17 protein-coding genes are annotated in these 21,529 nt (G+C 47.8%); 14 read left to right on the forward strand and 3 right to left on the reverse strand.

What is annotated here, in order from left to right; genetic code table 11:
- Nucleotides 1–34: 34 nt before the first annotated feature.
- Both radD and C9I98_RS05310 read right to left on the reverse strand, forming a co-directional pair.
- The gene (gene radD / locus C9I98_RS05305; protein WP_036831219.1) at nucleotides 35–1,780 is read right to left on the reverse strand and encodes a DNA repair helicase RadD; all 1,746 of its coding nucleotides are present in this window, start codon (nucleotides 1,778–1,780) and stop codon (nucleotides 35–37) included.
- A gap of 166 nt (nucleotides 1,781–1,946) precedes the next feature.
- A complete protein-coding gene (locus tag C9I98_RS05310) occupies nucleotides 1,947–2,441 on the reverse strand; it encodes a GNAT family N-acetyltransferase (RefSeq protein WP_036831216.1) in 495 nt (164 codons plus the stop codon).
- Nucleotides 2,442–2,749: 308 nt separating this feature from the next.
- Between C9I98_RS05310 and rsuA the strand changes: the two genes are divergently transcribed.
- The 3 genes from rsuA (at nucleotide 2,750) to C9I98_RS05325 (ending at nucleotide 5,597) form a co-directional block, all read left to right on the forward strand.
- The gene (gene rsuA / locus C9I98_RS05315; RefSeq protein ID WP_036831213.1) at nucleotides 2,750–3,445 is read left to right on the forward strand and encodes a 16S rRNA pseudouridine(516) synthase RsuA; all 696 of its coding nucleotides are present in this window, start codon (nucleotides 2,750–2,752) and stop codon (nucleotides 3,443–3,445) included.
- A gap of 305 nt (nucleotides 3,446–3,750) precedes the next feature.
- Nucleotides 3,751–4,941, forward strand: coding sequence for a Bcr/CflA family multidrug efflux MFS transporter (locus C9I98_RS05320; protein WP_036831211.1), 1,191 nt, complete (start codon nucleotides 3,751–3,753; stop codon nucleotides 4,939–4,941).
- Nucleotides 4,942–4,949: 8 nt separating this feature from the next.
- Nucleotides 4,950–5,597 (forward strand): DUF2913 family protein, encoded by a 648-nt coding sequence (locus C9I98_RS05325; RefSeq protein WP_036831209.1) that lies wholly within the window; start codon nucleotides 4,950–4,952, stop codon nucleotides 5,595–5,597.
- Nucleotides 5,598–5,686: 89 nt separating this feature from the next.
- On the opposite strand, the gene C9I98_RS05330 is transcribed toward C9I98_RS05325, so the two are convergent.
- The gene (locus C9I98_RS05330; protein ID WP_107271668.1) at nucleotides 5,687–7,147 is read right to left on the reverse strand and encodes a DUF2867 domain-containing protein; all 1,461 of its coding nucleotides are present in this window, start codon (nucleotides 7,145–7,147) and stop codon (nucleotides 5,687–5,689) included.
- A gap of 462 nt (nucleotides 7,148–7,609) precedes the next feature.
- On the opposite strand from C9I98_RS05330, the gene C9I98_RS05335 reads away from it, so the two are divergent.
- The 11 genes from C9I98_RS05335 to C9I98_RS05385 all read left to right on the forward strand — a co-directional run bounded on the left by C9I98_RS05335 (nucleotide 7,610) and on the right by C9I98_RS05385 (nucleotide 21,507).
- Nucleotides 7,610–8,281, forward strand: a complete 672-nt coding sequence (locus C9I98_RS05335; RefSeq protein WP_107271669.1) for an ABC transporter ATP-binding protein — start codon at nucleotides 7,610–7,612, stop codon at nucleotides 8,279–8,281.
- Nucleotides 8,262–10,727: an ABC transporter permease gene (locus C9I98_RS05340; protein WP_036817205.1), complete on the forward strand. Its 2,466-nt coding sequence runs from the start codon at nucleotides 8,262–8,264 to the stop codon at nucleotides 10,725–10,727. The genes C9I98_RS05335 and C9I98_RS05340 overlap by 20 nt, the downstream gene beginning before the upstream one ends.
- Complete coding sequence (locus C9I98_RS05345) at nucleotides 10,727–11,836, forward strand: lipocalin-like domain-containing protein (RefSeq protein WP_245907090.1); 1,110 nt, start codon at nucleotides 10,727–10,729, stop codon at nucleotides 11,834–11,836. Before C9I98_RS05340 ends, C9I98_RS05345 begins: the two co-directional genes overlap by 1 nt.
- Before the next feature lie 35 nt (nucleotides 11,837–11,871).
- Nucleotides 11,872–13,191 (forward strand): amidohydrolase, encoded by a 1,320-nt coding sequence (locus C9I98_RS05350; RefSeq protein ID WP_107271670.1) that lies wholly within the window; start codon nucleotides 11,872–11,874, stop codon nucleotides 13,189–13,191.
- Nucleotides 13,192–13,559: 368 nt separating this feature from the next.
- A complete protein-coding gene (locus tag C9I98_RS05355; RefSeq protein ID WP_036817210.1) occupies nucleotides 13,560–15,806 on the forward strand; it encodes an FUSC family protein in 2,247 nt (748 codons plus the stop codon).
- A gap of 50 nt (nucleotides 15,807–15,856) precedes the next feature.
- On the forward strand, nucleotides 15,857–17,482 hold the full coding sequence (locus C9I98_RS05360; protein ID WP_245907099.1) for a TolC family protein: 1,626 nt from the start codon (nucleotides 15,857–15,859) through the stop codon (nucleotides 17,480–17,482).
- Nucleotides 17,483–17,487: 5 nt separating this feature from the next.
- Entirely contained in the window at nucleotides 17,488–17,691 is a 204-nt protein-coding gene (locus tag C9I98_RS05365) for a DUF1656 domain-containing protein (protein ID WP_107271733.1), read from the forward strand.
- Between the two features lie 17 nt (nucleotides 17,692–17,708).
- On the forward strand, nucleotides 17,709–18,611 hold the full coding sequence (locus tag C9I98_RS05370; RefSeq protein ID WP_036825293.1) for an HlyD family secretion protein: 903 nt from the start codon (nucleotides 17,709–17,711) through the stop codon (nucleotides 18,609–18,611).
- A 9-nt stretch (nucleotides 18,612–18,620) separates the two neighbouring features.
- Nucleotides 18,621–19,295 (forward strand): potassium channel family protein, encoded by a 675-nt coding sequence (locus C9I98_RS05375; RefSeq protein ID WP_107271672.1) that lies wholly within the window; start codon nucleotides 18,621–18,623, stop codon nucleotides 19,293–19,295.
- On the forward strand, nucleotides 19,288–20,418 hold the full coding sequence (locus C9I98_RS05380) for an AI-2E family transporter (protein ID WP_107271734.1): 1,131 nt from the start codon (nucleotides 19,288–19,290) through the stop codon (nucleotides 20,416–20,418). The genes C9I98_RS05375 and C9I98_RS05380 overlap by 8 nt, the downstream gene beginning before the upstream one ends.
- 138 nt (nucleotides 20,419–20,556) lie before the next feature.
- The gene (locus C9I98_RS05385) at nucleotides 20,557–21,507 is read left to right on the forward strand and encodes an SDR family oxidoreductase (protein ID WP_211318303.1); all 951 of its coding nucleotides are present in this window, start codon (nucleotides 20,557–20,559) and stop codon (nucleotides 21,505–21,507) included.
- Nucleotides 21,508–21,529 lie beyond the last annotated feature (22 nt).

Below are 21,529 nucleotides of genomic sequence, written 5' to 3' on the forward strand. Positions count from 1 at the left end.
AAAAGGTCTAGCCATGGTGGCTAGACCTTTTTGTTTAAGCTTTTTGGTATTGGTCTAAATCGAATAACTTATCTCTAATTGCCCAGAATCGACCGCTTTTGCGGGCAATAATGACTTCTGGTGGGCGCAGCCGGTGCTCATTATTGGCGACTTTGGTCGGTGCGGTGTCGGTAAATGGACGATGGCGATCGACTAAGTGCGGGTTAATAAACTTTTTGAGGAATTCGTTTTTCTGCCCCTTGGTTGATAGCGGCCATACTTCGCTGATTTCCGAGCCTTCATCGCTGGTGTAAATTACCTTCAGCTGCGGTTTGTCGAATTTGTTTTTACCGGGCTCCAAACGCAAATCAGTACATTTCATGATCATGGCATCTTTAAGCTTTAAGGCATCGCGCAACTTTTTGTCAGGATCAACCATAACGGAGTCGCACTGGTGGCAACGACGGGCCGCTATGTCATTGTCAGCGCCGCACTCTTCACAGTATTTAGCTCGGAAGCGATAGCCACACTCTTCGCGTTCACCGGTGTCATCGTCTTCAAAATACCCTTGGCAACGTCGACCATAGTGTTCGATAAGGAAACCAGCAGGGTCGAGCTTGCCCCAGAAGCTGTTTTTAAAGCCACAAGCCGGGCAGGGAACCATGATGACTTCGCTATCACTATTGGGCTTAGGATCCCCCACTTCTGGCTGATAAAGATCGTAGCAGTTGCCAGCATATTCCAGTACCAAGCAGTCCTCTTTACCTTCAGATAGGCGAAGGCCGCGACCCACTATTTGCTGGTATAAGCTAATCGACTCTGTCGGGCGAAGAATGGCAATAAGATCCACATGTGGGGCATCAAAACCCGTCGTTAACACAGAGACGTTGACGAGGTACTTGATTTCTTGGCGTTTGAATTCATTGATAATACGGTCACGCTCATCCATGGGCGTATCACCAATAACCAAGGCGGCGCTTTCACCCTCAAGGTAGCCCATGATCTCTTTGGCGTGATTGACCGTGGAGGCAAAGATCATCACACCACGGCGATCTTTGGCATAGTCAATCACTTGCTCGATGATCATTGGGGTGGCTCGGGCCGACTTCTCGATAACCGCGTCCAGTTCAGCCTCTTTGTAACGGCCGGTATTGGATGGTTTGAGGCTAGAAAAATCGTAGCCCATCACCGCCATATCCATCATTTTAGGCTCGGTGAGAAAACCTTCATCGAGTAAATAACGTATAGGCAGTTCGAAGATACAGTCTCGAAAGAATCGCTCTTGTTCGGTACGGACTTGGCCTCGGGTATGATACTTATAAATCCAGCCCAAACCGAGTCGATAGGGTGTTGCCGTTAGACCCAGGATTTTGATCCCTGGGTTAACCTGTTGAACATGCTTGATCACCTTACGGTAAGCGCTGTTCTCGTCATCCGGCACGCGGTGGCATTCATCGATGACCAATAGTGAAAACTCATTGGCAAACTGATCAAGGCTGTTCGCCATGGATTGAACCGAGGCAAAGACCACTTTCTGGTCGGTTTCCTTACGACCAAGCCCCGCCGAGAAAATCGAGGCTTTTAAGTCGTAGCTCTCGTACTTGGCATGGTTTTGCTCAACCAGCTCTTTTACGTGTGTCAGCACTAACACCCGCCCACGTGCAATTCGAGCTAATTCCGCGACAACCAAACTTTTTCCCGCACCGGTTGGCAGGGTAAGCACTGCTGGGGTGGAGTGCTTTCGGAAGTAGTGGATAGTCGCATTAACACTGTCTTGCTGGTAAGGGCGTAGGGTATACATCTCTGGGCGTTTTGATCACAGCTTGTTGAGGGCTTGATAGTGTACCTAGGCTTTGGCCCGTTGGCGAGTGTTGCTTGGCAGGGAAGAGAGCGGGTCCAATATCAGTTGAACTGCCTTGTGTTGGTAGGCAGCTCAACAGGGTGAATCAGAAGCGGTACAGAAAAGGTTACGAGGCGATATTGAGTGGTACTTCGCTTGGGGTGATGACTTTGGTCATCATGCAGAACTGACGGCGTGGCATGAAGCCATGAGTTTCATAAAACTTACGAGCACCTTTGTTACCAATATTCACTTCAAGCGATAGGGCGTGCACACCGGCTTCAGCTGTATGTTGTTCAATTTGGGGGATCAGTGCAGTCCCTATGCCTTGCTGACGCCATTCCGGCTTGAGATAGAATTGGTCGATAAGGCCAACGCGCCCGCCATGTTCGAGGCTGAAACTGTAGCTGACGATGATATGACCGGCGATGATTTTGTCACCGTCGTTATCAACCTCGATAAACCAGGCTTGGCCGAGTTCAGGGTTGCTGAGAAGCTGAGTAATTGCGTGATGAGTTTGTTCTTTCTTTTGAGGCAGAACTTCGTATTCAAATAGCTCCTCAACGAGTTTAAGTAGCATGTCCATTGATGACATACTTGGCGCAACAAGTGAGATGTTCATATTTTGACCTTAGCAGTTAGGCTTCGCTACCCAAACGTAGCGAAACGTATACTTCCTGTTTATACGTAACCAATATCTGACACGTCCAATAATTCAGACCACATAAAGCAAAAAATGTTCTGGATTTTGATGTTCGTTTGAAATTGAAGAATAGACTTGAATTTTGTGACTCTGTCCGATTCTTCAGGTTGCATAGTGAATCACGTAGCGTTTTGATGCTACCTATTTTAGCTCATATTTTGAGAGAGGATGTGCAGGAAAAGTGTAACTTGTTATGATACGCGTTTTTGTACCACATGGAGCCAGTAATGAGGCTTGATAAATTCCTAAGTACCACGCTAGGTATTACACGCAAAGAAGCAGGAAAACTGCTTAAAGATAAGATGATTGAAGTCAACGGCGAAGTCGTTAAGAACGGTGCATTAAAAGTCACTGATGATTGCGATGTTGAGTTCAATGGCCGCTCTTTGCGATTCAATGGTCCCCGTTACTTTATGCTGAACAAACCATCGGGTTTTGTTTGCTCCCATGTTGATGATTACAATCCAACCGTGTTTGTCCTGCTGGATGAAGTCAGCCCTGAGAAGCTCCATGTTGCCGGTCGCCTTGATGGTGATACGACAGGCTTGGTGCTACTGACTGATGATGGCCAGTGGTCTCACCGTATTACCTCGCCGCGTCATGTATGCGAGAAGGTGTACTATGTTGAGTTAGCCGATCCCGTACCTGAAGAGACCATTCAGCAATTTGCCGAAGGTGTTCAATTGCGCGGTGAGAAAGAGCTAACTCGCCCTGCAAAATTGGAAATTTTGGATGAGCGTGCAGCAGTGATCACTATCTCGGAAGGCAAGTACCACCAGGTGAAGCGTATGTTTGCCGCCGTTGGTAACAAGGTGGTTGCTCTTCACCGTGAGCAAATCGGTAGCGTTGAGCTTGACGAAGAACTGGAGCCAGGCGAATACCGACCGTTAACAGAAGAAGAAATCGCTTCTTTTGTTAAGTAACGGTGCCTTGAGCTGCTGTTGCTGTTTTTAATAAGCGGTGGCGGCTAAATTTTACTCGCTATAATGTGCGAGCTGGAATGAATTAACGTTATCGATAGGGAGCATTTTGCTCCCTTTTTACTTCTAGGCGCTAATAAACACTATTACCGATTAAAATACTGCAACTATTCACTAGTATTCCCGCTATTTTATGGGGGTAATTGTCTTGATAGAAACTCAAACTTTCCTACCTGGAAAGAGTCAATTCGTCTAATTCATCGTACAATAGACATCTTCCCGATAATTCCATCAGTAATAGAGTTTTTATGACAACACAAGGCGGCCAGAAGCTGAGCCTGCAATTTATCCTTATTCTGGGTGCAATTGGTGCACTAACACCACTTGCCATTGACATGTATTTACCGGCAATGCCTACGATTGCCAGAGATCTAGCCGTAAATCCAAGCCTGGTGCAAACCACGCTAACTGCTTACACGGCGGGTTTTGCGATTGGCCAGTTGTTACATGGCCCATTGGCCGATAGTTATGGCCGAAAGCCAATTTTGATTATTGGTGTGGTGCTTTTTGCGATAGCCGCCATGTTTAGTGCTACCAGCCAAGGCATTGTTGAGCTAACCTGGATCCGTGCTGCGCAAGGTTTTGCGGGGGCTGCGGCTGCCGTTATTATCCAAGCTTTGGTACGTGATATGTTCGAGCGCGAAGAGTTTGCTCGGATGATGTCGTTTATTACCCTGGTGATGACGGTCGCCCCATTGATTGCACCAATGCTCGGTGGTTACTTGGCAGTATGGTTTGGCTGGCGTTCGATTTTTTGGGTCTTGGCTATTTTTGCGGTGATCATTGTGGCTGCGGTTGCATTTCGTATTCCAGAAACACTGCCGAAAGAAAAGCGTCTCCCGTTCCATTTAGGGTCGACATTGCGCAACTACGCCAAAATGCTAACAACGCCTACTGCGGTCGGCCTTATCTTTTGTAGCGGCTTTTCGTTTGCCGGTATGTTCACCTTCTTGACCGTGGGCTCTTTCGTTTATATCGATATCTACAATGTCAGTACTGAGCACTTCGGCCTGCTATTTGGCTTGAACGTGATCTGCTTGATCTTGATGACCAGTATCAATGGTCGCCTGGTGAAGAAAGTGGGCTCGCACTGGATGCTACGATTCGGCCTGCTTGTGCAGTTAATCGCCGGTATCGGTGCAATTCTTGGCCAGGTGTTTGGCTTGGGCTTGTGGGGTGTGGTTATCCCTGTCATGCTATTTGTAGGTACGATTTCAATAATCGGTAGTAATACAATGGCGTGCCTGCTAGCCAAGTATCCGCATATGGCGGGTACGGCGTCTTCTTTGGCAGGTACAATGCGATTTGGGACAGGTACGGTTGTCGGTGGAATGGTGGCTTTGATGCACAACGCTTCGGCATGGCCAATGGCTATCTCGATGGCACTGTGTGCAATCCTATCTGCTGGTTTCTACTGGACGCTATCGCGTGAGGCTTAAGGATTCACATGGCAAGCTTTTATCAAGAAATTTATAAGGTAGTGACGGAGGGGCTAAGCACTTTGTCTGAGTCTCAGGCTGCGGGTAAAACACCGCGTAACCCAGTCAGCGAAGCTCACTTCATGAACCTGTGGGTAACCAAGGTGATCAAGCAGCAAGCCTATGATCATTGTGTTGCAAAAACCTTGATAGCTTGGCAAAAACAGGCGCGTAGCATGGGTAAAAATGCCCAACTGAAGCAATTGTTTGAGCACATTCAATCAACGCTATCTGCGACACGTAATGAGGAAGGTTGTGGCAAGCTGGTCGCTAAGCCTCAGATTGATACCCTGTTTGAGCAATTGGAAGACGAAGACTGGTTGTTGACCACTGAGTATGAAATCAACCGCAAGGTGACGCATCATACCGATGGCCAAGCTTCACTGATTGTATGTTCGGCTAAGGCCAAAGAGGCATTTTCTGAACAAGGTGAATTAATTAAGCCGTTGTCATTTTTTGTTCGTGGGGATGCCAAGGCATTGGTTAATATGGCTTTTGGGCAAGGCTTGCTGTTGTATAAAGTGACGGACTATAAGTCAATCGTGAAATACCACGGTGAGTATGTTGTTTATCCGGGTAATGCAGGTACGCATTTGCCTGAATTGCCGGTGCAGTAAGTTAACGTTACGCTCGATAATAAGCGAGAGCAAATCGTGCTCTCGCTTATTATAACCTGCACCTTGAAGTCACTTGGGTATAACATCGGCTATAGGGTTTCTGTTCGCCCTTCTTGTGCTTTGGCTTTGCAACGCTTCACTAACTCATGGGTCATACCACGGAAAATGAACAGGTGTGCTGGCATCATCGCGAACCAATAAAGCAGCCCGGGGAAGCCTGCTGGGTGCCACCAAGCTCGAATATCCACTTCCCGATAATCCCCTTTGTCCTCAATGGTAAACTCCAATCGACCCAATCCGGGGGCTTTCATGCCAAATAACAACGATAAGAATCGGTTGGGCTTTAAATTGATGACCTTCCACGAATCAACCTTATCACCAAGCTCCAGTGTATCTGGATCCCGTCGATAGCGTTTCAAGGCGTCTCCACCAATGGCGAAGTCCATCCATTCACGTATCCGCCAAAGAAAGTTGGCGTAAAAGTAACCCTCTTTACCACCGACTAATTGAACCTGCCGCCATAGCTGCTCTGCTGTGGCATCGGTTTTTAGCCGGTATCCGGCTTGCTTAGGGTAATAGCCAAACCCTGGCTGCCAACGGGCAAGTGCGTCAGGGTCAAAGCCCCAAATATCACTGCGAACCACTTCTGTTTCGTGGCTCAGGCATTCCTCAACCGCTTCGTCATAGCTAAGCAGGTATTGGGGGATTAATGATTGAATGGCAGAGCCATCGGCGGGAAGATCAAACCTTAGCCCGCCAATGAGCGCCTTGGCAATATTGGTGGGCACCGAAGTAATAAATCGAAACCAGTATGCGGCAAATTTAGGGGTGAGAAACGGAACGGGTAAGATCCGTATTCTTTTACCGGCATGCTTGCCGAGGATCCGCATTTGATCTTCATAGGTAATGTCATCAGGGCCTGCGATATCCATAATTTGGTGGCGGCAGGGTTCGAACTTCAGCAACTCCAGTAGGTAGTAAAGCAGGTTACGAAGCGCGATAGGGGAATTGCGCGACTTCACCCATTTGGGCGTTACGATGACGGGTAAGTGGTAAACAAAATCCCTCATGACCTCAAAAGCTGCAGAGCCGGGACCGACGATGATCCCTGCGCGCAACTCGGTGATAGGAATATCGCCTTTGCGCAATATCTCACCGGTCGCCTTGCGTGCCGACAAATGTTTGGAAAAGCCGTCTGCGGGCTGGAGTGCACCAAGGTAAATCACTCGCTTTACCTGGCTTTGTTTAAGGGCAACACTGAAGTTTTCCGCGGCATCGATTTCGATATCGATGAAGTCGTGCCCGTGGTTCATACCATGAACCAGGAAAAAGACGACATCAACATCTTGGAGGAGGGCATCAAGGTTGTGAGGGGCATTTAAATCCAGTTCATGGAGCGTAATATTGCCAGCTTTTTCCCATTTTCGTTTTTCCAACAATTTTACGTTGCGCGAGGTGGCTTTGACGGTATAGCCCGCATTGGCTAGCTCGGGCACGAGGTGGGTGCCGATATAGCCCGATGCGCCAACAACCAAAATTGTCTTGCTCATAAATTACATCTTCCTTGTTGTAATCGTTGCAATCCTTAAATATGGCTAAACCTTGCGAAGATACTGGTTTGGCGACGGATCATGCATGTTGAAGCGACTTGGGTATATAATCAATGTAGCGGAAAACACGTTAGAGTGGTTAATTTATTGAATTCAAAAGTGAGATTTGCGACTGGATAATCTTCATTCCATCAATGAATTACATCGAGATACTCACACAGAATAATTTAATAATTGCTTTGAATGTTGAATTTATAGATAGCTTTGATGAATAGGTGATTGGTGGCACTTAGATGGCTGTTTTAACAGAATATTGTGAGGATATTGTTTGTAGTGTGGGGGATTTGTATAGGCTTTGTAACGTATTACATTGCATTTCTAAATAATACTTTCAAAGTACTTTATAGAATTAGGGGTTTACGGTAAATTCCTTTTTATTGCTTTCCTAAACTGGGGATAAAAATGTTACGACTGGTCGACCTGTGCAAAGGGTACCAGGATGGTGGTGAATACCATTCTGTTTTGCAGGGTGCGGAGCTGGAGCTTAAGCAAGGTGAACAGCTGGCATTGATGGGTGAGAGCGGCTCAGGAAAGAGTACGCTGCTTAACCTGATTGCCGGATTAGACATATCAGACTCAGGCGAAGTTTGGTTAGGTGACACCCCCATTCATGCTATAACAGAACGTGAACGAACCGCTTTCCGACGTAACAATATTGGCCTCGTTTTTCAGCAATTTAATTTGCTACCAACATTGACCACAGCAGATAACATCCGCTTTTGTCGCCAGCTAAAGGGCTTGGATGAAAACCCGGCGTTGTGGCGCCAAATCCTTTCTGCTTTAGACCTTATGCCCTTGCTAGGCCGCTATCCTGAAGAAATGTCTGGTGGACAACAACAGCGTGCCGCCATTGCGCGTGCATTGTATATGGAGCCGGAAATTTTATTAGCCGATGAGCCAACGGGTAGCTTGGACGAGCGCAATGCCGGGGCCGTGATCCGTTTGTTGGTCAATCTCACTAAGCAACTTGATTGTACCTTGCTATTGGTGACGCACAGTAAGAAAGTCGCAGAGCATATGAATGGATGCATTCGCCTTCAAGGAGGGCAATTGCATGTCAAACCCCGTAGCTAAGGCGCTGTGGGGGCACTATAACCGCCACCCGCTGCAAATTCTTCTGGTTTGGTTTGGCCTAACTTTAGGTATCGCGTTGCTGGTGGGGGTGCTTGCCGTTAACCAGCAGGCCCGTGAAAGCTACCGGGACGGTGAGCAACTTTTTTCAAATCCTTTTCCTTATCGTATTCGTCATAGCCAACCATCGGTGGAAGTACCGCAAGGCTTTTACGTCCAACTGCGGCGTGAAGGCTTCAATCAATGCGTGCCGTTAGACCAGACTCGGGTGGTCACTGAAAAAGGGCAAGATTTCGAGTTGGTTGGTATCGACCCAATCGCACTGTTTTCGGCGTTTGCTGCAAACGGCAATATTTCTGCAGTGAATCAAGTGCAGATGATGGAGTTGATGCAGCCGCCGTACCCTATTTTGGTCAGCAATACGCTGGCAAACTATATGGGGTTGGTAGATGGTCAGCACCTAACGTTAGAAAACGGGCAGAAGATTGGCCCGTTAAAACTGGTTGAGCAAGAGCGGATCAAAGGGCCGCGTATGATGGCTGACATGTCGCTACTTCGTCAGCTTCAATCCACGCCTGGCCTAACGGCTATTTTGTGTGGTGAAATGACCGAGCGTGAGTTTGCCCATCTGCAGAACCAGCTACCTATCGCGCTTAAAATAGAAAAAGAACAGAGTGCTGCGTTAGAACCGTTAACCAATGCGTTCCATTTGAACCTGTTTGCAATGGGGATGCTGGCTTTCGTGGTTGGTTTGTTTATTTTCTACCAAGCGATGTCACTGTCATTTAGCCAGCGACAGCCATTGGTAGGCTTAATGCGCCAAGCGGGTGTTTCTTCCATTCAGCTAGCCAAAGCGTTGTCTTTAGAACTTGTCGTTTGGATTGTAATGGGGCTGATTGGTGGTAATGCCTTGGGGCTGTTACTTGCTCAGCAGTTGCTGCCGTCGGTAGCCGAAACCCTTAGCGATTTGTACGGTGCCAATGTGAGCTTGTCGGTCACTTGGCATTGGCAGTGGGGGCTTAGCTCATTATTGATTGCGGTATTGGGTACGCTACTGGCCTGTGGCTGGCCGTTGGTGCGTCTAATTCGTACGCCGCCAGCTCGCTTGGCAACCCACATGTCGCTGGTTCGCTTTAGTGGTCGTGAGTTCGCCATTCAGGCGTTATTTTCTTGTTTCTTTATTGGTGCCGCTTTTGCGGTTTATCAGCTTCCCCATGGTCAGCAGGCCGGTTTTGTCCTAATTGCTTGTATTTTGATTGCTTCGGCATTGGCGATGCCATTCTTGCTGTGGCAGCTGTTTAAGTTGCTCGGGGTGATAGTACGCTCGGCACGGCTTCGTTGGTTCTTCTCTGATGCGGCAGCCAGCTTGAGCTACCGAGGTGTGGCTGCGATGGCGTTCATGTTGGCGCTGGCATCGAACATTGGTATGGAAACTATGGTCGGCAGTTTCAGGAATACGACGGAAACTTGGCTCGATCAGCGATTGGCGGCCGATGTGTATGTTCGTCCATCCATCAATGTGGCCCCTCGGGTGTCGAATTGGTTGGAAAACCATGATGATGTTAAGCAAGTATGGTGGCAGTGGCGTAAATCGTTACCAACCGAAGCGGGGACACTACAGGTTGTTAGTGTAGGTGGTACTCAAGCTGAAAAAGAGGCATTGGTAGTTAAGGTCGCGATGCCTGAGTACTGGCAGCAACTGCACCACCAACGCTCGGTGTTGGTGAGTGAATCACTGGCATTGAAGCGAGGTTGGGAGCCGGGCGATGTTATCGAATTACCCGCGCCGATGAATGAGAACTGGACCGTGGCCGGGGTGTATTACGACTACGGAAACCCTTATGGGCAAATCATTTTATCGCAAAAGCGTTGGCAGGCAATGTGGCCGCACCGCGGTCAAGTTGGATTGGCTGTACACCTTAAGTCCGGCGTTGACTCACTTGAGTTGATGAAAAACTTAGGTGAGACGTTCCGGTTACCGCCTGAGCGGGTGAGAAATAATGCCGAGCTAATGCAGCGTGCGATGCAGGTATTTGACCGCACTTTCATCGTTACGGCTACCCTCGGCAAGCTGACCCTGTTTGTTGCCGTGTGTGGTTTATTCTTTGCTACGGTGGCGGGGGAGGTCTCCCGTCAGCGCCAGTTCGCGCTATTGCGTTGTATGGGAATGACCGGCCGTGAGTTGGCATTGCTTGGTGGTGGCCAGCTATTACTGATAGGTTTGCTCACAGCATTGATCGCATTGCCATTGGGCTTGGTGCTTGCTCAGTTATTGATTGATGTGGTACTGAAATACTCATTTGGCTGGACCATGCCAGTGCAATACTTCCCGAACGATTATCTGTTGTCGTTAGGCTCGGCGTTAGTTGTGTTGCTTGTGGCAGGCGCCTGGCCGGTATGGCGGCTAGTGAAGCGCTCTGCGATCCTTTCATTGCGGGAGGCGTTCTAATGATGGCAACAAGGAAGGTGAGTGGTCACTGGCTTTGGCGATTAAAACTTATTGTGGTGTTACTGTCAGCATTGGGGTTGTTAGGTTGTGAAGATAGCGCCCAAAATGATGATAGGGCTATTGCCTTGATGGCGGCACAAGTCGACGAGCAATTTTCTCAAGTTGAGCCCGGCAAGATCCTTTCTTTTCCTCGCGATCATTTATCGCATCCCGACTTCAGAACGGAATGGTGGTACTTAACCGCGAATCTGGAGGCGGAAAATGGTGAAGTGTTTGGGGTGCAGTGGACCTTGTTCCGTTCGGCGGCCTCCAACAGTTCCGGCAAAGGCTGGGAGAGCCCACAACGGTTTATGTCACATACGGTGATCACCAGCGCTAAACAAACCTGGGCGGCGGAGCGTTTTGCCCGTGGTGGTATTGGGCAAGCCGGTGTGCGCAGTCGTCCTTTTCTTGCTTGGCTTGATAATTGGCAGTGGCGTTCTTACAGTGATTCGCCATTCCCAGCAGTGCTTACTTTTGCCGATGGTGATATGAAAGCGACATTGGCAGTACAGAAAACGGGTGAGCATGTACTCCAAGGTGAACAAGGCTATAGTAAAAAACATGCGACAGAAAATATCGCCTCATATTATTACAGTGAACCCTTCTTGCATGTAAACGGTAAGTTGGAGCTTAACGGTGAAACATACAAGGTTAAGGGGAAGGGCTGGTATGATCATGAGTGGAGCAGTGTCGGTTTATCTGAATTGCAGCAAGGCTGGGACTGGTTTTCTGTCCATTTAGACGATGGTCGCGCATTAATGCTGTACCAGATCAGGGAAAAAAATCGTCAACCGTATTATTTTGGCTCGTTGAGTTGGCCAAATGGTGAGTCGTTGAAATTGGGTGAAGGTGATATCAGGCTGGTTCCTGTGACTTTCACGACTCACAAGGGAAGAAACTATCCGCTGAAATGGTCGATAGCTATCCCAAGTCAGGATATATCAATAAAAGTGGATGTTGTCCGAAAGGAACAGTGGTTGCCATTTGTCTTCTCATACTGGGAAGGGCCGATTGAGGTTTCAGGCAGTCATTCAGGACAAGGATTTATGGAGCTTACTGGCTATTAAGCCATTGAGAAACCATAAAATAATAGGAAGAAATAGTGCAAAGTAACATCAATTTCGATGAAAGTGCCCTGGCACAGCGGTTAATGAACCACCGCCGGGAGTTTCATCGCTATCCAGAAGCTGCATGGCGCGAGTTTTTTACTACGAGCCGTATCGCGAGCCATCTTCAACAGATGGGGTATTCGCTATGCTTCGACGAAGAAATTATTAAGCGTGACTCAGTAATGGGTCGCGATGCTGATCTGGTTGCCAAAGCGCAAGAGAGGGCGATCAGCTGGGGTGCTGATTTACAGTTCCTAGCCCAGATGAATGGCATGACAGGGGTTGGCGCCATCCTGGACACTGGCCGTCCGGGGCCTGTTGTCGCACTGCGCTTTGATATCGATGCGGTTGAAGTCATGGAAAGCCAAGACGATTCGCACCGGCCACGCTTTTTGGGTTTTGCCTCACTGGCTCCGGGAGTGGCCCATGCTTGTGGGCATGATGCCCATGCCGCGATTGGCTTAGGTATCGCTGAATTGCTTGCTCAAGAGCAGGCGAACCTGACTGGTAAGGTTAAGATATTGTTCCAACCTGCCGAAGAAGGGTGTCGTGCCGGTAAGGCGATTGCCGAAAGTGGTTGGTTGGATGACGTTGATTATTTTTTTGCAGCCCACATGGGTATGAATGTACCGAGTGGAACGCTGGTGTGTGACCCTCAGCATTTTTTATGCAGCTCCAAGTTTGATTTACACTTTTCGGGTAAGCCAGCTCACGCAGGTATAGAGCCAAATGCCGGGCAAAATGCGTTGGCTGCTGCTTGTACTTCGGTTACTCAAATGCTCGCTATTCCGCGCCACCGTGACGGTATGACACGTATTAACGTGGGGCAAATGCACGCTGGTGATGGCCGTAATGTCATTCCGGCCAATGCGGTGCTAATGGGCGAGACGCGTGGTGAAAACCGTGAGCTGAACTCGTTTATGTACCAACAGGTCGAGCGTATTGCCAAAGCATCGGCTGATATGCATGGCGTAAGTGTCGATATTTGCCCGCAGGGTGAGGCGATTGGGCTAGCGAACGATCCTGAACTGGTGGCGTTGCTTGAATCAATTGGCGAAGAAAGCGGCTTTACACAGATCTTCCGTGAGAAAGATTTTGGCGCCAGTGAGGACGCGGGCTATCTAGTTGATCGAGTGCAGGCTTCAGGTGGAAAGGCGATTTATTGCCTTGTCGGCTCAGATTTAACAGCGGGCCATCATAACGGTGACTTCGATATTGATGAAAGCCGTATGCTGCCGGCAGTGAAACTTCTGTTCAATGCTGTAAAAGCAACCCAGGCGAAATATGCTGGGCAAGAGATCATCTACTCTTAATATCCTACCTTAATGCTGTTTTATTCGTGACAGCTAAAAGCCTCAAACAAGTTCACGCTGGTTTGAGGCTTTGTCTTTTACTTGAAAGCTGCTTTAAGCCTGCTTTATAAATCTAGATTTTTTAGAAATGACGTATTGAACGCAGAGTTTAAACGTTAAGACATGATCTTTTACTGGAGATAGATTTTTTCATCTAACCTTATTAGGCAGATTCCGTAAGTTAATTGATATCACTATCAAAAATGAGCGTCAGCCTAAAAGGGGAGTGGGTGGAGAAAACAGCTACTGAAGTACAATCGACAACGGAGAACGCATCGGCTAAAACCGGTGGGTGGCTTAATGTCGATAAGTGGCTGGTGCCTTTTTGCTTGAGTGATAAGTTCAAGTTTGCCACCCGTGTTGCGGTTAGCTTGACCTTTGCTTATCTATTTCCGATGGCGATGGGTTGGCCGCAGCCGTCTACAGCAGCCACCACTGTGATGCTGATTGCTTCTACCGGTAGCCGCCGAGAGTCATTTGCTAAAGGGACGCTGAGGGTATTAGGCACCATCGCTGGTGGCATTATTGGCTTGTTGTTGGTAGGTGCATTTGCCCAAGACCGTTTCCAATATATGTTAGCGGTGTCGGTGGTTATCACCGTTATTTTCTATATTCGTTCCGCTTATCTGAAAGACCCAACTCTGTTTATGCTTACCGGTGTCATGATACTGATGATGTACAACGGAGGCGATGCCGAAGGGGCTTTTCTTTATGGTATTGAGCGCACCTTCATGACCGTATTCGGTGTGGTGGTGTATACCGTCGTCGGGGTTTTTTTGTTTCCGCCCAAGGTTGAACAAAACTTGCACCAGTTGGCTAATGCACTCACCCAAGCCCAGTTAAAGTTGTTTAGTACGATGAGCGCGCTACCTCAAGAGGAAGACGAAACAGAGCAACTTGGCCAGCAAGCTAGTGGCAAAGAGGAAGGGGCGGAAGCCCTAGCGATGGGTCATGAACAAGACAGTGATTCAGAACAAGCGGAGGAAGAAGATCAAGCAAGCCCCCCTCCGACTGTAGCTGAGCTGAGTAAGCAGCTATTTGAAGCGCAACAAGCGTTTGAAACCCGTTACCATACGATTAACGCCGATTGCAGCGAGATTTCGGCTTATAAAAAAGAGTGGGATGGCACACTGGCTCTCTATCAGAAAGTGACGGAGCTATTGTTGTTTGCTGCTAAGGAGCAATCCCGCTCTGGTGGACATCCATCCGAGTATATACAGGATTTTCCAGCGCTGCGCGATGAAGTGGTTGAGCTATTCGAGCAGGTGCCTACAGCCTGGCAAAGCCAAGAGGTGCAAGAGCTAAAAGCCTTTTCTCCGATAGAGTCTGATAAGGCGCACCTCGCGCAATCAAGCCATTTATACCGTGGCGAAGCCATCAGTAGCTTGTTCTTGTTTAAACGACTGCGTGAAAGGCTGGCAGAGTTATATAGCTGTATCAGTAGCATTGATTCAGTCACAGGACGAGTAAAGTTTGATCTGCCAAGCTTAAAACAAATGCCGGACTTTAATTGGTGGGATGCCGAGAATGCCAAAACTGCAGTAAAGGTGTTTTTGACGTATTGGTGTTCGGCCTTGTTTTGGATCTATTTCAATCCGCCGGGGGGCTATAATTTTATCGTATTTAGTACCTTGTTCGCCTCCATTCTTTCTTACTTGCCGATCCATCCATTTTTATTGTTTATTTTGTTTACTTTGGGGTTCATATTTTCAGTACCCGCTTACGTATTTATTCTTCCCCAATTGACGCTCGGCTCTGAGCTCGCCATTTTTATGTTCATATATACGTTTGTAGGTTTTTATGTCTTCAAGGGGCCGATCACCATTTTCTTTTTGCTCGGGATGTTCACGCTCGGGATTAATAACACCATGGTTTACCATTTCGGTATCACCATCACCATAGTTAGCTTGTTTTACTTGGTAGTGATTGTGGTAGTGATGTCTTATTACTTCCCGTTTTCATCACGGCCTGAGCATTTGTTATTGGTTTTCAGGGAACGTTTTTTCCGCCATGCACATGGCATTATTACCCTGCAACAGCATGATAAATTGTCTTTTTTTCGAAAAATACAGCTGGTTTGGCGTATTGCGACCATGAAAGTCGCGCACAAGAAAATGACTATTTGGAGTACCAAAGTCGATACTAAATATTACGCACCTGTAACCGTAGAGGCGCTGGCGAGCTTCAATCAGCAATGTGATGTTTTTCAGCACCACCTAATGACATTGGTGATGGCCGAAAAAAAATTGGTGGTTAATCCACTGGTGCAAAAAGCACGACAAAAATACCGTGACCAAATAATCCCAGCAATTGCACACAGTCTTGCGGTTGATAGCCCTTATTCGAAACAAGACAGTGCAGCGTCACTGGGTGATATTCGCCAAGACTATAACGACTTAGAACATCAGCTTGATCATTATTTTGATTCCCTTGAAGGAGACACGTATTCAAATTCAGACATTGCAGGTTTCTATATTTTTCTAAACTTGAAGAAAAATATATTTGAATCATTGATCACCTGTAAGCAATCCCATGACGACATTTCATGGGATACCTTAGCAGGCAAGAAGTTTTAGGGGGCTTGGTGGCAGGCTATATTCGACTCAAGAGTTCAATCATCAGTCTTATGATGCTATCGGGGTGTACCGTATTGGGTCCTGACTTTGAAGGTGTCGAGCCTGTGGCTTTGCCTGAGCAGTGGCAGCAAGTGGATTATATTGATAGCAGTTGGAAAACCGCTAAATGGTGGCAGCAATTCAATGATCCCGTATTGAATGAGTTAGTTAATCAAGCTGGGCTGCAAAATTTGGATCTTGAAGCTGCCGGGTTACGGATCTTGCAAGCACGAGCGGCCGTGGGTGTCGCGGATTCGTTTCAGTTTCCTCAGCGCCAAACGGTCTCGGGGAGTTTGGCAAAGATATATCAAAATGAAACCACATTGGATAACGCGACGGTCAGCTTTGATGCGGGGTGGGAGCTGGATGTGTGGGGGCGTTATGCAAGGGGGATAGAATCGGCGGAGGCCGGATTGTATGCATCGATTGCTTCCTATCACGATATCTTGGTGACCATTACAGCAGAAGTGGCGCGAAACTATATTAATTACCGCACTTTCCAAGAGCGGGTGCTGCTGTCGGAACGTAATATTGATATCCAAAAGCGGGTGACACGAATTACCGAGATCCAATATGAATCGGGCAATGTTACCGAGCTTGATGTTCAGCAAGCGAAAACCCAGCTCTACAATACCCAATCGGCGCTGCCAGCTTTGAAGATCGGAATGATCCAGTCGCGCAACGCCCTTGCGGTATTGCTAGGGATCTTACCGGCTGAGGCTGAATTGTTGTTAAGCGATCCCGCAACCTCAGCCAAGATCCAAGCCTTTGATAATAAATACGAGCACAGCAGAAATCGGCGGTTGGCCGAAAGCTATGATCAATACTCGCTAATTCCGCCGGTGCCAGCCGTGAGCACCTTAGTTGATGCCAATTTGGTGCTGCGCCGGCCAGATTTACAGTTAGCCGAATTACAAGCCCATGCTCAGAGTAGCCAGATAGGCATTGCCGAAGCCGATCTTTATCCTCAGTTTTCACTGTTTGGTGCCATTGGTATTAATAGTACGGTTCAAGCCGGCAATGACTTTAGTTTTAGCGACTCGCTTAATCTATCCCTAGGGCCTGCGTTTAGTTGGAATATCTTCCAATACGGCAGGGTGAAAAACAGCATCCGTATCGAAGATGCCAGATTCCAAGAAACACTCACCAACTATAACAAGCAAGTATTATTGGCCGTGCAGGAAGTCAGCACGGCATTGTCGTCATATCAGTTGAACCTTGAGCAAAAAGGGCTGGCATTCAATTCGGTGGATGCCTCGGTCAGGGCATTCAATATCTCGTTGACCCAGTACGAGAACGGGCAAATTACCTTTGAGCGTTTGTTGAACTCGGTCGAAAAAATGACTCGTAGCGAAGATACCTACGCGCAAGTGAAAGGGAGCGTCGCCAATCAGGTTGTTGCCCTTTATAAATCATTGGGCGGCGGCTGGGAGGCTGAAACCGGTAAGCCATTTGTTAAGCCTGAAATCAAAGAGCAGATGCAGCAACGTACCGACTGGGGGGAGCTACTCGATGACACCACTGTTCCGGTGATATCACCGCAATCTGTTCCCAAGGCTAAATCGCCCTTTGGTGAGCCTATCGATCCTAGTCAGCAAGATTACCCCTTTAAACCAGAATCGACAGGAGGATCATAATGGAAATGCCTCATGAGCTTGCTTGGGGAGATGTCTATTACTCGCCATTTTTACAGGTGTTGGTGTTGGCAGTAATTGCGGCATGGGTAACAGTGGGCGTCATGAATAAAACCCGGCTTTCACGGTTAATTGCTTTTCCTTCGGTAACATTTCTGGCGATCACCGTGTTTTATGTTGTTGCCATCGATGCCTTCTATTTGAAGTTTTAGGTGTGAATATGAAAAAGATAAAAAAGCTATTCGTAGTCGCGCTGAACTTATGCATTATCGCTGGCGCGGTGTATTTGGGTTACCTCAAGTATGAAGAGTACTTTGCTAATCCTTGGACGCGAAATGGTCAGGTGCGGGCGAATATTGTCAAGATTGCGCCACGGGTCTCCGGCCCAATCGTCTATGTTGCGGTGAAAGATAATCAGTTTGTCCGCAAGGGTGAGCTGCTGTTTCAAATTGACCCCAGTACCTATGAAGTCGCGCTTTCTCAAGCAGAGGCCTCGCTAGAGCGGGCAAAAATCAGCTCCCGTGGTAAGAAAATCGAGTACGACCGCTTGTTAGATATTCAAGCAAAAGACAGGGGGGCGGTATCTCTGAAAGATTTAACCCGCCGCCAAATCAGTTACGAAGAATCCCTTATTCAGATCAAAGTGGCCGAAGAAAAGTTGCGTGGGGCAAAACTGAATATGGCGTTTACCCAGGTGCATGCGTCAGTTGATGGCTATGTGTCGAATATCGACATTCAACAAGGGACGCAAGCGGTGGCAAACCAACCCTTACTGGCGCTGGTGGATGTGAACAGTTTTTGGGTATTCGGCTACTTCAGGGAAAACCAGTTAGCCAATATCCAAATTGGCGATGAAGCCAAGGTGACTTTGATGGCCTATCCCGAGCAACCCATAGAAGCGGTGGTAGATTCGCTTGGCTGGGGGATAGCCCCCCAAGACGGTTCAGTGGGTTATAACTTGCTACCCAATGTCAATCCGGTCTTTCAGTGGATCCGTTTGGCTCAGCGTATTCCGGTCAGGATCACCCTGAGTGAGCTGCCGGAAGGCGTGAACTTACGCTTTGGTATGACGGCTTCCATCATGGTATTGCAGGACGATCAACAGCCACAGCCAGATACGGCAGCAAGATAGGAGTAAAGCATGGCAAGAAAAATTACTGTACAAAACAACTTCTATTACCTGACCTTAGCACTGGTTGTTTTACTGGTGAGCTCTTCGCTGGAGTTGGTGTTGCGGGTGGGTTGGTTGGATCTCGTATTGCAGCTAATCACTACAACAACCTTCATTATTTGCTTGATGAGCTTACGTTTTGATAGTGGTTGGTATCGCTTTCTTATGACCTTGTTAGTGCTGTGGGTCATTATGGCTGTCATCAAGAATGTGTTTGGTTTTTACCAGACTGATATTTTCATGCTGATACTGATGTTCAGCTTCTTCTTTGGCACCTTTAAATCCATTGCCCGGCAAATATTACTTACCGGCTCTATCGACACCAACAAGGTGGTGGGGTCACTTGCACTTTTCTTGTTGCTAGGGCTGATGTGGGCCATTGCCTATCTATTTATTCTTGAGTTCTCGCCAAACGCATTTACCGGTATGGAGCATAAGGCCTGGGGAGAGAACTTTGCCAATGCGGCTTATTTTAGTTTTGTAACACTAACCACCTTGGGTTACGGCGATATCAGCCCGGTATCTCCCGTTGCCCAGGTGATTGTCTATTTGGAAGCCATTGCGGGAGTGTTCTATATGGCTATCGTTGTGGCGAGTTTAGTAGGAGCGGCGAGCCAAACTAATCAGGATAAGAATGATGAATAAACAACTTGAAAGTAAACAGAGCAGTATTTTCGTCAGTAACATGGTTGAGTCTGCTATCCGCATAGGCTTGTTGTTTATGCTGATCGTTTGGACCTATGACATTGTGAAGCCATTTATTATTCCGGTGCTATGGGGTGCGATTATTGCTGTTGCTCTAATGCCGATCACCATGAAGTTGGAAGGAATGCTAGGAGGTAAACGGGGGCTCGCTGCAACCATTCTTGCTCTATTAGGTGTTGCGATATTAATTGTGCCAATTGTTGTGGTATCTGGTTCGCTGTATGACGGCGGGGTGGCGCTAACAGCGATGCTTCAAGAAGGCTCGGTGACGATACCAAGGCCGACCCAGCGGATCGCTGATATTCCTTTAATTGGTGACAAGCTTTTTGAAGTTTGGAATTTGTTTGCCACCAACCTTGAACATGCGGTTGCCCGTTTCTTGCCCGAAATCAAAGCCGGGGCGAGCACCATTGCCGGCTGGTTGGGCAGTAGTTTAGCCACCATCATCATGTTCATGATTTCATTGCTGATTGCCGCAGGCTTTATGGCGCATTCAGATTCCATGGCCTCAGCTGTTAGGGCGGTGTCAATCCGCGTTGTCGGTCAGCATGGCGAAGAATGGGCGAGTCTTACCGCAGCAACAGTGCGCAGTGTGCTGTTAGGTGTCGTTGGCGTCGCCTTTATCCAGTCTGTCTTGATTGGTGCCGTTATGTTCGTGTTTGCTGTGCCAGCGGCTGCGGGCATTACTTTAATTGTGTTTATTTTCGCGATAGCTCAGTTACCAGCGTTGCTTGTGGTATTACCCGTAATTCTCTACATGTATTCGGCGGAAGATTCAACCACGGCCACTATATTTACGGTATTAGTATTAGTGGCGGCGTTATCGGAAAATATTTTGAAGCCTATGTTGATGGGGCGTGGGGTATCGATACCGATGCCGGTGATTTTAATTGGTGCCATTGGTGGGATGATCTCGGCGGGGATTATCGGTTTGTTCCTTGGGGCCGTCGTACTAGCTATTTGGTACGAGCTGTTCATCACTTGGGTCAAAATGTCGCCGCAAGAAGAAGAGGCGGCTAACGAGGCCGATGAAACGCCAGCCGTTCAGTCTGACTCGGACTAGCCCTCGCTTCACCTGAGCTGGAATATTGATTGTTTTTATGACTTTCGTATTCCAGCTTTTCATTATTTGTAATTCGAATAATTACTCTATACTGGTTAGACATGTAATGGATAACGACAACAACAGGATGTGGCGGTAATGGGTAATTTTTTTGATAAAGCTAGACGGGCGATCAACCAGTTAGAAGTGATGGTTAATACCATTTCCATGCCCAAGGTAAAGGCGGATGAAGAAAACAAGAGTGCCCCGCTGACAGACCAATCGAGCAGCTTGAACAACAAAACAGTATTTATCAGTGGTGGCTCCCGCGGTATTGGCTTTGCCATAGCAAAACGTTGTGCACAGGAAGGGGCAACCGTGGTGATAGCGGCAAAAACTGCCGAGCCCCACCCAACTTTACCCGGCACCATTTATACTGCTGCTGAAGAAATTAATCAGTTAGGCAAAGGGAAGGCCATTCCGGTTGTGTTAGATATTCGGGATGAAAACGCCATTGCCAGTGCAGTCGAGCACGTGGTGGCTCAAACGGGTGGCATTGATGTAGTGATCAATAATGCCAGCAGCATCCACTTGCAGAATATGGAAAATACCCCGAGTAAACGCTTTGATTTGATGTTTTCGATAAATGTGCGTGGCACTTTTTTGTTAACCCAAGCTTGCTTGCCGTATTTACGCCAATCTTCAAACCCGCACATCGTGACACTTTCGCCACCGATTGATCTAAGCCCACAATGGTTTAAGAATTATGGGGCTTATACTAGCTCGAAATTCGGTATGTCGATGATGACCATGACCTTTGCCAATGAGCTAAAAGAATACGGCATTGCTGCTAACTCGCTGTGGCCTAAAACCACCATTGCGACCTCGGCCATTGCCCACATGAAAAACGGTAAGAAGATAATGGAGCACTCGCGCCACCCTGCCATCATGGCTGATGCCTGTTATGAAATCATTACCCGAGAATCGACCCAGTGCACAGGACAATTTCTTATTGATGAAGAGGTATTGCAGCACCAAGGTGTAACGGATTTTTCGGAGTATGCCTGCAAGCCCGGCGCCAGCCTTCAGCGAGATTTATTTTTAACGTAATTGGCTAATGGTTCATTGCTTA

This window comes from Photobacterium sanctipauli (assembly GCF_003026495.1).
Lineage (GTDB): Bacteria > Pseudomonadota > Gammaproteobacteria > Enterobacterales > Vibrionaceae > Photobacterium > Photobacterium sanctipauli.